Annotated in this window: 7 protein-coding genes and 1 pseudogene; 6 read left to right on the plus strand and 2 right to left on the minus strand. The window is 60.1% G+C overall.

All coding sequences use genetic code 11. The features are described 5' to 3' along the window. The first annotated feature begins 276 nt into the window (after nt 1-276). The 3 genes from N688_RS20600 to gyrB all read left to right on the plus strand — a co-directional run bounded on the left by N688_RS20600 (nt 277) and on the right by gyrB (nt 7663). The gene (locus N688_RS20600; RefSeq protein WP_052891038.1) at nt 277-3312 is read left to right on the plus strand and encodes an alpha-mannosidase; all 3036 of its coding nucleotides are present in this window, start codon (nt 277-279) and stop codon (nt 3310-3312) included. A gap of 324 nt (nt 3313-3636) precedes the next feature. Continuing rightward, complete coding sequence (locus N688_RS20605; RefSeq protein ID WP_156025572.1) at nt 3637-4260, plus strand: zinc ribbon domain-containing protein; 624 nt, start codon at nt 3637-3639, stop codon at nt 4258-4260. 1381 nt (nt 4261-5641) lie between these two features. Beyond that, the gene (gene gyrB, locus N688_RS20615; protein ID WP_081839081.1) at nt 5642-7663 is read left to right on the plus strand and encodes a DNA topoisomerase (ATP-hydrolyzing) subunit B; all 2022 of its coding nucleotides are present in this window, start codon (nt 5642-5644) and stop codon (nt 7661-7663) included. 382 nt (nt 7664-8045) lie between these two features. Here gyrB and N688_RS20620 read toward each other — a convergent pair whose 3' ends face one another. Next, nucleotides 8046-11270 (minus strand): efflux RND transporter permease subunit, encoded by a 3225-nt coding sequence (locus N688_RS20620; RefSeq protein ID WP_081839082.1) that lies wholly within the window; start codon nt 11268-11270, stop codon nt 8046-8048. Between the two features lie 340 nt (nt 11271-11610). Between N688_RS20620 and N688_RS24110 the strand changes: the two are divergent. The 3 genes and pseudogenes from N688_RS24110 to N688_RS20630 all read left to right on the plus strand — a co-directional run. Continuing rightward, nucleotides 11611-11676: pseudogene (locus N688_RS24110) on the plus strand (zinc-ribbon domain-containing protein); the annotation flags it as partial. Nucleotides 11677-12042: 366 nt separating this feature from the next. Continuing rightward, nucleotides 12043-12930, plus strand: coding sequence for a WD40 repeat domain-containing protein (locus N688_RS20625; protein WP_238321099.1), 888 nt, complete (start codon nt 12043-12045; stop codon nt 12928-12930). Between the two features lie 401 nt (nt 12931-13331). Next, nucleotides 13332-14738, plus strand: a complete 1407-nt coding sequence (locus N688_RS20630) for a WD40 domain-containing protein (RefSeq protein WP_052891043.1) — start codon at nt 13332-13334, stop codon at nt 14736-14738. 120 nt (nt 14739-14858) lie between these two features. On the opposite strand, the gene N688_RS20635 is transcribed toward N688_RS20630, so the two are convergent. Next, a complete protein-coding gene (locus N688_RS20635; RefSeq protein ID WP_052891044.1) occupies nt 14859-16046 on the minus strand; it encodes an FIST signal transduction protein in 1188 nt (395 codons plus the stop codon). Nucleotides 16047-16068 lie beyond the last annotated feature (22 nt).

A 16068-nucleotide genomic window follows, 5' to 3' on the forward strand; every position in this document is an offset into this window, starting at 1 on the left:
AGGTCGCAGTTCCTCAATAGTGAATGGTAGGTGTTGGCGCGAAGATTATATATGGGAGCAAGCTTCAATGCAAGGGGGCCATTTTGACTAACTAAGAGTCTTACTCTCAGGGGCATTTATTGCCATCGGGGTAGACAGCGAGTATAATGTCTTTCAACATTTATTGTACCTGCATCGGTAATCGCCGTCTGCTAGCAGGTTCCCCGCCAGGCCGTGCAGGTGGTAAATGCACAGCAATAAATCGATAAAAGATGGAAACATAACAAGGGAAAACATATGAGTGGGCAACTCAGCATCATTCTGGTGCCACATACCCATTGGGACCGCGAGTGGTATCTGACCTTTCAGCAGTTCCGTATCCGACTGGTGCAAACCATAGACAAACTGCTGAATATCATGGAACAAGACCCTGCATTCAAGCACTTCATGCTCGATGGGCAAACGATCGTCCTTGAAGACTACCTGGAGGTGCGACCGGAGCAAGAGGAGCGTCTCAAGCAATACATTGCCGAGGGGCGCATTCTCATCGGCCCCTGGTATCTCCAGCCCGATGAGTTTCTGGTGAGTGGCGAGTCGCTGATTCGCAATCTGCAGACGGGTCTCAAGCAAGCTGCGCGATTTGGGGAGCCTATGCGTGTTGGCTACTTGCCAGACTGCTTCGGTCATATTGCCCAGATGCCGCAGATTCTGCAGGGGTTTGGCATTGACAGCGCGGTTCTCTGGCGAGGTGTGGGCGAGGAGGTCAGAGAAAGTGAATTCTATTGGGAGGCGCCAGATGGCACCAGGGTTCTGGTGATCTACCTGCCCGAAGGCTATGGCAACGCTCGCCTGATGCCCCTGACTCCCGATGCCTTTATCACCCGGTTGGAGATGGTGGTCTCGCAGCTGCTCGATCGTACTCCAACCATGACGGACACGCTGCTCCTGATGAACGGCTCCGACCATCTGGAGCCACAGCAGGGCCTGCCAGCAACCATTGAGGCTGCGAACAAACTCCTGGGGAACGCCTCGCGCTCTGGTCACAGCAATCATCATCAGTATGAAGGTATCCATATTCAGATCGGCACCATTCCCCAGTACATCGAGCAGGTGCGCCAGCGCATCGAGCAGCAGCAGCGTCAACTTCGCCATCTCACAGGCGAGTTGCGCAGCAGCAGATATGCTCATCTACTGCCGGCTGTCCTTTCGACGCGCATGTGGATCAAGCAGCAGAATACCGCCCAGGAGCATCTGCTGCAGCACTGGGTTGAGCCTTTGACGCTCTGGGCCTGGAAACTCGGCGATGACTATCCGCGCGGCCTGATCAACCTGGCCTGGAAGTACTTGCTGCAGAACCAGCCGCACGACAGCATCTGTGGCTGCAGCATCGACCAGGTCCATCGTGAGAATAGCGTCCGCTTTGCGCAGTGTCAGCAGATTGGCGAGGCTCTGATCACTCGAGCCCTGCAGCGGGTCACTGATAGTATGCGGACGCTGCCGCCGCCGTCGTTGGCGGATCACGGGCAGAGACCTTTCCCGATCGTGGTCTTTAATATGGGAGCGGGACCACGTAATGCAGCGGTCCCTGTCGAGGTCCATATCGCTGAGTCACTGCAGCGCGCGATCCTCGTCGATGAGAACGGTCGCGCTTTGCCCTTCCGGGTGTTGGGCGAGCATCGGCGGCGTATCGGCAGCCAGACGATCCAACGTCTGGCCCTGGCTCGCATGCAAGCCGTGGGCACCTTTGACCGCCCCGGCCAGTTCCTGGCGTTGACTCACGATACCATCAGGATCGCGATGGGCATCCCCGATGATCCCGATGAGATCGTTGATCTGCGCGTGCTGCCCGCCGCTACTCCCGACCTGCGCCGTATCGAGATCGCCCTTGCGCCCTCTACTTTGCTCAAAGGCGATCGCGAGCGCCTGCTCGCCAGCGAGCAGGAGGTGCTGCAGCTGCTCCAGCGCGAGGAGATCAAGGCGTTGGAGTTCGAGGTCTTCGAATTGGCTCAGCAGAAGGTCGAGTTCCTGGCCAGCGCGCTGCCACCCTACGGGGCTAAAACTTACTGGCTCTATCCAGCGGTTCAGCCCGACCAGGTTCCGCCGCTGGAGCATGCCACCCTGGGCAGCGGCCCGCAGTCGATTGAGAATGAGTTTTACCGCGTCGAGGTGGATGGCGAACTCGGCACGCTGACCGTAACCGACAAAGAAACGGGCGCGGTTTTCCGCGGCTTGCATCGTTTTGTTGATGGCGGCGATGTTGGTGACCTGTATACCTACTGTCCGCCCACGCACGATACGCTGATCAGCAGGCCGGCTCAGCCACCACGCATTGAGCTGTTGAGCGCCGGTCCGGTGCGCGCTGCTCTGCGCATTAGCTCGCTCTGGCGTCTGCCGGCGAGCTGTAGCGAGAGCCGCGATCGCCGCAGCGAGCGCTTCGTCGACTGCCCGATCATCAGCGAGATCTCGCTCTACCCTGGGGTGCGCCGCATCGATATCCATACGACGGTGGAGAATAATGCGCGCGACCACCGTCTGCGGGCCCTGTTCCCGATCCCTTATACAATAGAAAGGGTGGCCGCCGAGGGAACGTTTGAGGTGCGTCTGCGTCCGGTGACAGCTCCTCGCCCGGCGAATGTCAGCGAGTGGGCCGAGGCGCCCGTCAATACCTTCCCGCAGAAGCGCTTTGTTGATCTCAGCGATGGTCAGATCGGCCTGGCGGTGCTCAACCGCGGCCTGCCGGAATACGAGGTTGTGCAGAGCGGGCCGGGCCTGGCTCCGGGACAGATGGCGCTGGCTTTGACCCTGCTGCGCTGCGTCGAGTGGCTCTCGCGCGACGATCTTTCAACGCGCCAGGGTCCTGCTGGCCCGATGTACTATACACCAGAGGCTCAGTGTCCTGGGCGTCACGAATTTGACTATGCGCTGGTGCCACATCGCGGTACGTGGGAGGCCGAGGCTGGCCTGGTGCTGCGCGAGGCGCAGGCCCTCAATCTGCCAGCCCGTGCCACGGTGACCAGCCAGCACGATGGCCAGCTCCCAGCTTGCGCCTCGCTGATCGAGGTCTCGCCCCCTGAGCTGGTGGTCAGTGCCATTAAGCGCTCGCTCGATGACCAGGGCTGGGTAGTGCGCGTCTATAATCCGCTCGACCACGAGGTCGAGGCCACTTTCCGCCCCGGTCTTGCCGCCAGCCAGGCCTTTGTGGCAAACTTACTGGAGGAGCCGCGTGAGCAGCTTGGATGGCAGGGAGGTCAGGATAGCTCATCGCTGCAGAATACACCTCCCATCCGGCGGCAGCTGCGCGCCGGGGAGATCGTGACGCTGCTGTTCCGTTAGGCCAGGCTTCTGTGAGTCCTTAACTCAGCCTCGACAGGATAGCGCGCTTGCGCTCACTCTCCCTGAAACACGATGGTCGAGAGCTGAGCGAGGGATGACCAGCCTTAAGGTGAGGTACAACGGGAAGAATGATAGCGGGGCGGCCCTGGCGATAGCGCCCCCCAGATGGGCGCCCGCTCGACCGCCCCGCCATAGGATCTTTCTCCTCGGCAGACAAGCCCTGGGGGAGTACTGGAAGTCCTGGAAGGAGCAACATTCAACCGGGGATGTCCGTTGTAATTGTGTGTACTGAGCTATGTCTATTCTGAAAGGGGCCTTCATCCTGTGAACGCGCAATCGCTTAGCCTTATTCTTGGAGCTACCCCCAGTGGGGGCGGTCTGCTCACAACCCTGCAGAACGCACTGGGGTTCATTATCAGTTTTTTTCTGGCTTTCTTCTTCGTTTTCTGGATAAGCTTAATCATCTGGACATTCCGCGATATCCGTTCCCGCTCTCAGGATCTGGCCACCCAGGTCATTGCAACCTTGCTGGTGGCTGTCTTTAATGTGGGCGGACTGCTGATCTACCTGATCTTGCGCCCTCGCCAGACTCTGGCAGAGATCTATGAGCGCCAGCTGGAAGAAGAGTCGCTGCTGGCCGAGATGACCGAGCGCCAGACGTGCACCAATTGCCATGCCCGCGTCGAGTCGGATTTCCAGATCTGCCCCTCCTGCGGGCAGAAGCTCAAGCGGCCTTGCCCGAAGTGCGAGCGCCTTCTTGAGTTGCGCTGGTCGTTCTGCCCTTACTGCGCCACAAATCTGATGGCGATGCCTATGCAGGGCATGCCCAGCGTCCCCGGCGTCTCCGCTGTGCCCGGCGTTCCGTCAATGCCAGGCGTAGCCGGCATGCCCGCCAACCAGCCGCCAGGCGTTCCAATGAGCGGGCCGCTCGGCGGTAACCGCTTTTAGCCCTGGCCCTTAACTTCTGATGCTCGCTTGCTCTTTCCAGACTCTGTTTTGGCTGGCTGAGGGGCTGAGTAAGTGAGTACAGGCATAATCGAGCGCTTGCTTGAGTAAACAACTGGCCAACAGCGATCGCTGAGGAGACGATGGATTGGCACCGGCTCTGGCTGCCCGGCCCGTCTTGCTCTGTTGCTCGTTTGCCTGTCTATCTGGCACCTTTTCCCTCACACGGTGAGTGTTGTGCTGGCTCCCAGGCACTAGCTCGGTATTCCCTGCTCTGTTGCAGGCCACGGTGACCGGCGAAGAGCCGCCTGCCCAGTTCGTTGACCTGGCCAGACGGCTCTTGTCTCATCTCAGTCAGCCCTCTCGCTCTCGTCCCGACCACCCACTGGCCCGCCGTCTGGCTTGCTCAGACCGCTCGCAGGGAGAATGAGATGGATGGAGCTGGCCACTCGCTGTGGGCTTTGCTTCCGTGGTGGGCGGCTCGCTTCGCCCAAACCCTGCCTGGGAAGAGGTGGGCGCTCCTGCCATGAGCACCAGCCCGGAAGAGGAGGAGGAAGGAGATGGGGCGAGAAAGAGATAGGGGACGAGGCAGAGGAGCGCCTGAGCCAGCCGGCAGGAATGAGGACCTGATAGCCTGACAGCGAGGCCAGATCAGTAGACTACATCCGCCCACCTGCCAGCCCGCCTTAGCTCTAGCAGTGGTCAATCTGTCCATCTTTGATTGGCCCAACGCTCTGCATGTGATATAATAAGAGAGACACCAAAGGGTAACTTCGTTACCACATTGGCTTCTCTCTTTCAGAAAGAACAGATAAGCAGCATAGCAGCTAGATCTTTTCCTCACAGATCCTGTCTTCTCGCCCTGGTCAGCACGAAGGTGCTTGAGACCGCCAGGCGCACGCTTCCAGACGATGCGCAACCGAGGGATGGATGGCGCTGGCTGCGCCTTGGCTCAGCAGACCAGAGAGGAGCGGGAGTAAGGCAGCAAACCAAGCAAACAGTAAGGTTCTTGACGAGTGTCGCCTGTCCGTCTCGCTGTCCAGCCTGGGTGGAGAACACCAGTGAGCCTGATTGCTGCTTTGGCCAGTGAGCAAGCGAGCAAGCAGACGGAATGGAGAAGAGAGGCCCGCGCCTTCGTTCCTGAGACTGCAGCCGGCTCACTCCAGCAGGAAAGCAGGCAGGCGGTGAGAACAGACCGACCCGCCCCTCCATCCGTGACCCGGGCAGAGGCGGCCAGATCTCTCACAGCAGAACTCGTCGCCAGCCAGATAGGCGCTGGCCCACGCGAGTCTACAGGCTGCGATAGCTACGAGGGCGAGAGCGGCCTCTTCGCTCTTTTCCTATAAATAGAAGGCTGTTAGCGCTAAAGGAACGTGCAGACCCTATGGCAAAAGCAAGAGAATCTCTGGCAGCAACGGCTGAGCAGGTAGCTGGTGACGGCGCCCTCCCGAAGGAGAAGCTTAATGGCTCCCAGGCGGCGCCGCGTGGCAGTGTCAGTAACGGAGAGTACAGCGAGCAACATATCCAGATTCTGGAGGGGCTGGAGGCCGTGCGCGTCCGACCTGGCATGTATATTGGGTCGACAGATCAGCGCGGCCTTCACCACCTGATCTACGAGGTGGTCGACAACAGCGTCGATGAGGCAATGGCTGGCTTCGCTGATACGGTGACGGTCACGATCCACCCCAACGAGTCGGTGACGATCGAAGACAACGGGCGCGGTATCCCTGTGGAAAAACATCATCAGCGCCCGGATATGTCGACGCTGGAGGTGGTGATGACGATCCTCCACGCTGGGGGCAAGTTCGGCAGCGGGGTCTATCAGTTCAGCAGCGGCCTGCACGGCGTGGGTGTCTCGGTGGTCAATGCCCTCTCGGAATGGTGCGAGGTGGAGGTGAAGCGCGACGGACGCCGCTACCGCCAGCGCTACGAGCGCGGCGTGGCCGTCACTCCCGTTGAGGATTTGGGACCGGCTGAGGGCCACGGTACAAAAACCACTTTCCTCCCCGACCTCCAGGTGATGGAGACCCGCGACTATAACTTTGATATCCTGGCTCAGCGATTCCGCGAGATCGCTTATCTCAACCGCGGCTTAACGATCTCCCTCCGCGATGAGCGCACCGATCGCGAGGTCACTTTCTACTTTGAAGGCGGCCTTGTCTCGTTTGTTCGCTACCTCAATAAGAATCGCAACTGCCTGCAAAGCCGCCCCGTCAGTACCGTGCGCGAGGTCGACCAGGTGAAGGTCGAGATCGCTCTCCAGTATAACGATAGCTGGAATACCACGGAGTTCTCTTTCGCTAACGGCATCAACACCGTGGACGGGGGCATGCACATCACTGGCTTCCGCAGTGCCTTGACGCGCACGCTCAACGACTACGCGCGTAAGATGGGCTTCCTGAAGGAGAAGGAGAACAACTTGACTGGCGAGGATGTGCGCCAGGGCCTGACAGCTGTGGTCAGTGTGAAGCTGCCGAACCCGCAATTCGAGGCCCAGACAAAGGCCAAGCTGAATAATGCCGAGGTGCGTCCGATCGTCGAGGCGGTGACGGCGGAAATGCTCTCGGTCTACCTGGAGGAGACGCCTTCGGAGGCCCGCGCCATTATCGAAAAGTGTCTGACGTCGGCCCGCGCCCGCGAGGCGGCTCGCGCAGCTCGCGAGCTGGTTCAGCGGAAGAATGCTCTCGATACGACCCTCCCCGGCAAGCTGGCCGATTGTACTGAGCGCCGCCCCGATCGCTGCGAGCTGTATCTCGTTGAGGGCGATTCCGCTGGCGGCTCCGCCAAGCAGGGCCGCGACCGCCACTTCCAGGCGATCCTCCCTCTGCGCGGCAAAATCCTCAATGTCGAGCGCGCCCGCCTGCAGAAGATGCTCGAAAACGAGGAAGTGAAGAATATCATTACGGCCATCGGCGTGGGCATCGGTGAATCGTTCGATAAGTCAAAGCTGCGCTATGGCCGCATTGTGATTATGTGCGATGCCGATGTCGATGGGGCCCATATCCGCACGCTGCTCCTGACCTTCTTCTTCCGCTATATGGAGCCGTTGATTACGGACGGCCACCTCTATATCGCTCAGCCCCCTCTCTACCATGTGAAGATGGGCAAGGGCAAGGAGGTCCGCTTCGCCTACTCGGATGAGGAGCGCGACGCCCTGATCGCTGAATACAAGGCCAACCATCATGGGAAGGAGCCAGAGGTGGGACGCTACAAAGGCTTGGGCGAGATGAATCCCGAAACGCTCTGGGAGACGACGATGGACCCGGCTCGCCGCACGATTCTGAAGGTGACGATCGAGGAGGCGGTGGAGGCCGATCGCGTCTTCAATATGCTGATGGGCGATGAGGTGGCTCCCCGTAAGCGTTTTATCGAAAGTCATGCCAAGAATGCTGAGCTTGATATCTAGCTAGCAGCTCTTGGCTGCCTGCCTGGCGAACAGCTTCGGCTCGCCCGTTCCGTTTGTCGGGCAGCTCTCTCCCTCGCTGACCAGCCTCTCCAGGTTGGCGAGGGAGGGAGAGATGATGTCGGTCGTTTCTCCGCTCGCACCAGCATTTCCCCTTTGATCTGCCCAGCGAGCAAACGCTTCCCCAACAGGCCATTTGCTGACCCACCCCGAGCCTGAGTGGCTTCCTTTTCCCCCGCAGGAGGGCAGCCAGCGCCAAAAGCAAGAGGAGACCAGTCTTCTTCTTTGTTTCCCTGGCCTCCTCGCTTTGATTTCTCTCTCCCCCAGGCAGCAGGAGAAGAAACCGGACAGGGCTGTCTGCTTTGTTGCAGACAGCCCGTAGCAACTAGTGGGCCGCTACGGCCTCGGTCCGCTCGCCTCCAGTGGTGGGCGGCGTTGGTCGGCTGGTGAAGCGCTCCTTGATATCCTCAACCAGCACGTAGAGAGTGGGCACCAGGAGCAGCGTGAGCATCGTTGAGGAGGTCAGACCTCCAATGACAACGATGGCCAGGTCGCCCGAGATCAGCAGGCTGTCGCCACCTCCAATGCCCAGGGCCATCGGGATCAAGGCCATGATGGTGGCAAGGGCTGTCATCAAGATGGGCCGCAGGCGGCGCCGTCCGCCCTCGACGACTGCCGCGCGCGCATCCAGACCCCGTGCTCGATATTGGTTCACCAGGTCGATGAGCACGATGGCATTGGTGACGACGATGCCGATCAACATCAGGAAGCCGAAGAGGGAGGAGACGCCAATCGGCGTGCGGGTAATGGCCGCCAGGATGAGCGAGCCAACGCCGGCAAAGGGAATAGAGATGAGCAAGATCAGCGGCTGCACCAGGCTGCGGAAGGTGGCCACCATGACAATGTAGACCAGGGGAATGGCTACCAGCAGGACAAAGTAGAACTGCTGCAGGGCCTGGTTCTGTAGCGAGGTGTTGGTGCCCAGACTGGCACTGGCACCATCCGGCAGGTGCAGGCTGTTGATGCGTTTCTCGACATCGTGAGTCACCGCCCCCACGTTATCGATGGTGGCGGTCAGGGTGATGGTAGCGGTGCGCGTGCCGTTGAGGTGCGAGATCTGGGTTGGCCCATTGACCTGGCTGACCGTGGCAATGTCGCCGAGACGAACGCTGCCTGAGCCGGTCGGCAGCCGGAGATCGCGAAGCTGCTGCAGGTTGGCCGGTGCCGTTCCTAGCTTGAGGTCGACATCCTGTTGCTCCCCGTTGAGCGTTACGTGCGTCACGGTGGTGCCATTGTAAACGGTCTGCAGCAGCTGCCCTACCTGGACCGCCGTCAGACCGTGGGCCAGGGCCTTCGTGGGATCGACATGAACGTCAATCAGAGGGACCGCCGAGGAGAGGTCACTGCTGACGTCGGTGGTGTTGGGCGTGTCGGCGACCGCATCGTAGACCTGCTGAGCCGCCTGACGCAGCGTGGTCTCGTCAGGCGCTTGCACGGTGATATCGACGATGTTGCTGTTGCTGTTCTGCAGGAAGGTAAAGGTGCCAACTCCCTGCAGTCCCTTGAGACGGTCGCGAACAGTCTGCTGTACCTGATTGAGATCAGCGCTCGATTTGACGGTGACGATATAGGTGGCGCCACTGCCATTGGAGGCTCCAGGACCAAGGTTGAGCAGGGAGTTGCCACCCCCACCGATGGTCACCTGATAGGCCTGGATATCGGGGATGGTGCTGAGCATGTTTTCAACAGGCCGCGCCGCCGCATCGAGACGGGCCAGACTGGCCGTCGGCTCCAGCTTCTGGCTAAAGCGGAAGGAGGTCGCTCCCTGGTTACCGAAGACGTTGACCGGTAGGAGCGGGAAGAGGGCACAGCTGCCAAGGAAGAGCAGCAGGGCCACTACCAGGGTAATGGCTCGGTGGTGCGTGACCCAACGCACCAGTGGTACATAGCCCCGCTCCAGGAAGCTGGGCTTTTCTTGGGGGAGAGCACGCTCACTCTTGGCTTTCTCCGCCGGCCTCTTGAGGAACCAGTAGGCCAAGACAGGGATAATGGTCAGGGCCACCAGGAGCGAGGCCAGCAGGGCCACTGTGACCGAGAAGGCTAGCGGGTGGGCATACTCGCCAACAATGTCACCGATAAAGGCTAGCGGTAGAAAGACACAAACGGTGGTCAGGGTCGAGGCCGTGACGGCAGTCGCTACCTCTTTGACCCCTGCGAGGACCGCTGTGCGCTTGTCTTCTCCTCCTCGCAGATGGCGATAGATATTTTCAAGAACAACGATGGAGTCGTCAACGACACGCCCGACAGCAATGGTCAGGCCCGAGAGGGTCAGAAGGTTGAGCGAGTAGTTCCCCACCCAGAGACAGATCAGAGCGATCACGATCGAGAGCGGAATAGAGATCGCTGTGACCAGGGTGGAGCGCACAGAGAGGAGGAAGATGAGAATGACGACGACGGCAAAGAGGGCGCCGAGCAGCCCTTCACGAGCCAGGTCACGGACCGATTCCTGAATGTAGGGGGCCTGGTCGCTCACGACGGTGATGTTGGCATGATAGCCTAGCTTGCGCTCCAGGTCGGGAATCTGGCTGTTGACGTCCTGTGAGATCGAGACGGCATTGCCGTCGTTGGTCTTGGTGATCGAGATGCCCAGGCTAGGCTTGCCATTGGTACGTGTGAGGGTCGTGGAGGGCGCGAGATCTTCTTTGACAGTGGCAACATCGCCAAGCTTGATCGGCTTGAGGGTGACGCCCGCCGCGGCGGCAGCGCTGGCGCTGGTGCTAGCGTTGCTCTGTTGTTGCTGCAGCGCGGCGGCAGCGCTGGCGCTAGCCGCCGTGGAGCTGCTCGGCAACTGGCCCTGTGGTAGGACAGCCTGCTCTCCAACGACCAGGTTCTTGAGGTCGTCTAGCGAGCCCAGGGTGTTCCCCACGCGCACTGCAAGCGTCTGATCGTTGGTGGTTTGCTGGCCCGCCGGCAGCGTGATGTTGTTGGCCTCCAGTACTTGCTCAACCTGGTTGACGGTCAGATTGTACTGCTGCAGCTTCTTGGGGTCGAGCGTGATGCTGACAATCTGCTGCCGCACGCCGGTGACGCTGACAGTCGCAACTCCATTGATCCCTTGAAGAGCTGGCACCGCAATCTGCTTGAGGCGCACAGCAAGGTCTTGCTGGTTCTGGTCAGAACTGACGGCCAGGGTGATGATGGGTACATCAGCAAAGTCATATTGCTGAACCTGCGGGGTGACGTTGGACGGTAGACTGGACTGGGCCTTGTTGATCTCTTCGCTGATGGTTTGCTGGGCCCGGTCCAGGTCGGTTCCAAAATTATAGTAGATCGTGATGACCGATAGCCCCTGGCTGGATTGCGAGGTGATCCGCTGCACCCCAGAGTTGCCCTGGAAGTCGCTTTCTAACGGATCGGTAATATCTTGCTCTACCTGTGCTGGAGCCGCCCCCGGATAGGCTGTAATGACCGAAATAGCTGGATAGACGAGCGGTGGAAGCAGCTCTTGCTTTAACAACGGGATGATATATCCTCCTAACAGGAGCACAGCAATGGTGGCTAAGGCCACGATGCTCCTGTTAGCCATGCTTAGCTTCGCTAGGCGATGCATACTGTTCTCTCGTACCCCTTCTAATCTGGTTCTAGAAAGATCTAGAACGGTGCAGTTTCGAAATGTTTTTACGAATGGCCCTGGCTATTGGTTACAGCCAGGGGCGAAAAACCGTCCGCGATCGGCGCCAGAAAAGGTCTGCCCAGGACTTTCTTCTTTCCTTTTTCTCTCCTACAATGAAGGAGGGAAACGGCGTTTAGGAGGAGATGCACAGGCTATGATGGCCGGCAGGAAAGTGAGGATAGGTAACTGGATGCGGGAGAGAGCTGGAGACTGCCGCCAGCGATGATGGCTAAGTTGCAACGAAATGCTATACGCTAAAGAGACAGGAGTCAGCTTTATGCTCTGCACTTTCTGTGGTGCAACCTTGTCACCGAAGGCGCATTTCTGTCCTCGCTGTGGCCAGAAGGTAGTCATTGGGCCAGAGGACGAGGGGCTCTGTGGGCAGCATGTTGCAATAGCCTCCAGCAGGCAGCCCAGTGCGTCCCTTTCTCCTTCTTCTCTTTCGATCCTGCCTCCCTCGGGCTTTATTACTCCGCTGCGCTCTGCAGCAAAGGCCAGGAACGGAGGAGGGGAGCGGTTACTGGCGCGGCGCCGCCTTCTTGCCGGTCTGGGGACAACAGGTCTTGCCCTGCTGGGGGGTAGTCTGGCCTGGGCTATACTGGACCTCTCTGGCGAAGAGGGCAGGCGATCTGTATCTTCGCCGGCAGCCAGAAGTTTAGCGACTGCCACTAGCGAGTCGCCTTCTCAACTGTCAACGGCGGGCAGTCTGTTGACCTGCTACTATACAGGGCACCGTGGCTATGTCTACTGCTCTGCCTGGTCGCCCGATAGCCGGCTGGCAGCCACGGGAGGGCAAGATGGCACCGTTCAATTGTGGGAGGCGATGACGGGCCTTCCTGTCGAAAGCTGGGGCGGTGTCTGGTCTGCGCAAGAGATCTACGCCCTGGCCTGGTCCCCCAATGGGAACTACCTGGCCTTCGGCGGCCAGGACCACCGCGTTTACGTTGCCGATGTGCGCAGCGGCTCCATTCTCCTCAGCTACAGCGGTCACAGTCAGCCGATCTACGCCCTGGCCTGGTCTCCCGATAGCCAGCTCCTGGCCTCGGGCAGCGGCGACGCCAGTGTCCAGATCTGGCGCGCGCTCGACGGCAACCTTTTGCTCACCTACACCGCGCATCAGCAGGTGATCCGCGGTCTCTCCTGGTCTCCCGTGACCCACCTGCTGGCCTCCTGTGGTGAGGATGGCACTGTGCAGATCTGGCGACCCACCGACGGGACCACACTGATCAGTTGCCACGGCCATCAAGGGGGAGTCTTAAACGTGGATTGGTCCCCGGATGGTCAGCAACTGGCCTCGGGCGGTCGCGATGCTACGGTGCGGATCTGGCACGCTTCCACTGGCACTCAGGAGCTGATCTATCGCGGTCATCAGAGTCGTGTGTGGAGCGTGGCCTGGTCTCCCGATGGCCGCCGCCTGGCCTCGGCTGGCAAGGATGGCACGGTCCAGATCTGGGAGGCCGTCAGCGGACAGCTACGCTTCACTTATCGGGGGCATAGCGACACCGTCTGGTCGGCATGCTGGTCAGGTGACGGTCAGCAGCTCCTCCTGTGCGGCAACGACGGCACGGCCCAGGTCTGGACAGCCCCTTCTGTTTAAACAATTCTTCACCCTGAAGATACTCATGAGAGCGTGCTCTTGCCCTGCTCGCCAGGCTAACGTCTCATCTGATGAGAAATGCACCTGGACGGATGCACCCCCCTGCTCCGATAGGCACCTGGCAAGCAAGAGCTTGAACAAACAAGCAGCATTCTTAGTCCTTGCTGTTGACAATGGCCCCAGCACCCAGCTGGCTGGTCACCGGTCAGAGCGAATAATCGCTTCGTCGCGCGATCAGGAAGGCAGACATAGGACTCCTGCTTCTTCTCTCCCTCAAACATAGCAGACAAAGGGCGTTTACCTGGATGGAGGCATTGATTACAGTAGAAGAGCGCTATCATCTGATCTCTTGAATCTTTCAGTGGGTCTAGCCTCTATATAAGACAAAGGAGACAGAAGCGATGTTCTGCCCTTTCTGTGGGACCCCTCTGCCATCAGAGGCCCGTTTCTGCCCTCTTTGTGGTCACCTGGTCACCTTGCCAGAGAACGAGTGGACTCAAGGGCAGAGAGACAGCACTGAGATAGCAGCTCCAGCGACGCCTACTGAGCGCGCTGGTTCCGCCACAACAGGGGCCGAGCTGATCACTCCGCCACATCCCAGCTTTAGTGCTCTGGCCCAGGCCCAACCAGCCCCCGAGACGAGAAGCGAGCAGGCTCTATCGCGGCGCGCACTCCTTATGGGAGCAGGCGGGCTGGTCTTGCTCGGTGGAGGTTTGACGTTGGCTCTACTGCGCACCTTCTCAAGGGTTGCTCCTTCTCAAGGAGCTTTTCCCGGAAGCACCGTCGGGGCGCGCATGGCTGGCAATCCGACCGCTGCCCCTTCCTCCATATCCTCAGCTCACCCCTCACCAACACCAACCCCAACGTCTGCCAGCCCCACCCCCACAAGCCCTACAGATCAGGCCAACTCGGCAGGGAGCCTTGTGACGCGCTATACGGGGCATCACGGCTATGTCTACTGCGCTGCCTGGTCGCCCGACAACCAGCTTGCCGCTACCGGCGGGCAGGATGGGACGGTCCAGATTTGGGAGCCGCTCACGGGGCGACCTGTGCTGATCTGGAATAGTGGGAATCCCCAGCAGGAGATCTATGCCCTGGCCTGGTCTCCCGATGGGAACTATCTGGCCTTCGGCGGCCAGGATCATCAGGTCTATATCGGCGAGGTCAGAAGCGGTAGCATTCTCCTCAGCTACAGTGGTCACAACCAGCCGATCTACGCCCTGGCCTGGTCTCCCGACAGCCAACAAGTGGCATCTGGGAGCGGCGACAGTACCGTACAGGTCTGGAACGCTCGTGATGGTAGTACCGTCTTCACTTATACTGCTCATCAAGATACAATCCGTGGCCTTTCCTGGTCCCGTGCAGTTCAGCTGCTCGCCTCCTGCTCGGAGGATAGCACCGTGCGCATCTGGCAACCTTCCGATGGAACGACGCGAGCCATCTGCCTTGGTCACCAGGGGGGAGTCTTAAATCTGGATTGGGCCCCCAATGGCCAGCATCTCGCTTCCGGAGGGCGCGACGCCACCGTCCGCATTTGGCAGGCCGCCACAGGCACTCAGGAGCTGATCTATCGTGGACATCAGAATCGTGTGTGGAGCGTGGCCTGGTCTCCCGATGGCCGCCGTTTGGCCTCGGCTGGCAAAGATGGCACGGCCCAGATCTGGGAGGCAAGCAGTGGGAGACCATTGTTGATTTATCACGGGCACAGCGACACCGTCTGGTCAGCCTGGTGGTCACGCGATGGCCGGTTGATACTCTCCTGCAGCAACGACGGCACGGCCCAGGTCTGGATTGCGCCGTCCACGTGAGGTGAGAGCACAGCAGAGCGGGAGAAAGGAGCCTCTGCGTACGTTTCGATCAACAGATAGTGACCCTCCTGGAGAGCGAGCAGCATATTCCCGCGCTGGACCAACCTGGCCGCGGCGGCTTTATTCTCCGCGCACGAGCAAGGCCATGCAGGCAGTAAAGCCATGAAGGAAGGGACGGCCATCCACCGGCCCAATTTCGCCGCTGCAGAAGAGGCCGATGAGCGGGAGAGGACCAAGATAGTGCTCGACCGCCTCGACATCATGATTGGGAGCATCGAAGAGATTCATGCCACGCCCGTTACAGGTGCAGAGGATTGCCGCCACCGGCTCGCGGTCACCCAGCTCCTCGCGGGCCCGCTCCAGCGCATCGCGCAGATCCATATCGGCGGTGCTGGCATCGCGCATCTGGAATTGAATCGTCTGGCCCACGCGCGGCATCGCCCCAATGGCCAGCCCTCCGCTGAGCCGGTCAACGCCTATCAGGGGCCGCACCAGAAAGCTGCCGCGCCCGAAGCTCTCGCGATATTCGTTGGCCGCCAGGCCCACCAGCAGATTATGGCGAGCGCGACGTTGCAGAAAAGGTGGTAGTTCCTGTAAGGTTTCTAAAAGAAGCTCATAGGCAGGACGATTAGAAATTGTCTCGACGAGATTGCCACGAACGCTAGTGATGGTCCAGGGTTCGCCGATTGGCTCACACCCCTGGGAGACGAGCGGCAGAATCGTGTAGGGGCCGCCGAGGGCCAGGCCAACGCCCCCCTCACCAAAGACCTCACCGTTGCGAAAGACAAAGGTCCGCTGCAGCAACGGGTGAGCCGAGGCCAGGCCGCCCACCATCGGGCAATGGGGATAGGCCCGCGTCAACCCTTCCAGGAGGGCCTCGCTATCCAGACGAAAAGGATCAGCCAGGATCAGCCAGGCATTGACCTCTTCAGGCGGCAGCCCCAGGCGCGTATGCCACTCCTCGGCGCGCTCGCATTCCTCGACCAGGGCCTGGGTAAAGCGCACCACACGCAGCCGTGCGCCCGGCAGCTGTAGCGTCATCAGAGCCAGAGCCGCCGTCTCCTCCAGCTCCTCGCCCTGGCCGATGACTCCCTGGCCAGAGCAACCAATCAGTAGCCGCACCCCGCTCTCCTCGTAAGCACGACGCACGAGTTCAGGCAGCGATTCCGCATAGAGGCCACTGGCGAAGAGAATGGCCAGATCGGTGGGGCCTTTGACGCGCGCCAGGGCCCGGGTCAAAGCCCGCTCCCAGCGTGCATCTTCGACCAGCGCCTCCCGTATCAGGGACTTCTCCTCAGCCGCATTCATACTGATTTCCCCACACTCCGTC

The sequence above is a fragment of the Thermogemmatispora carboxidivorans genome (genome assembly GCF_000702505.1).
GTDB classification, from domain to species: Bacteria; Chloroflexota; Ktedonobacteria; order Ktedonobacterales; family Ktedonobacteraceae; genus Thermogemmatispora; species Thermogemmatispora carboxidivorans.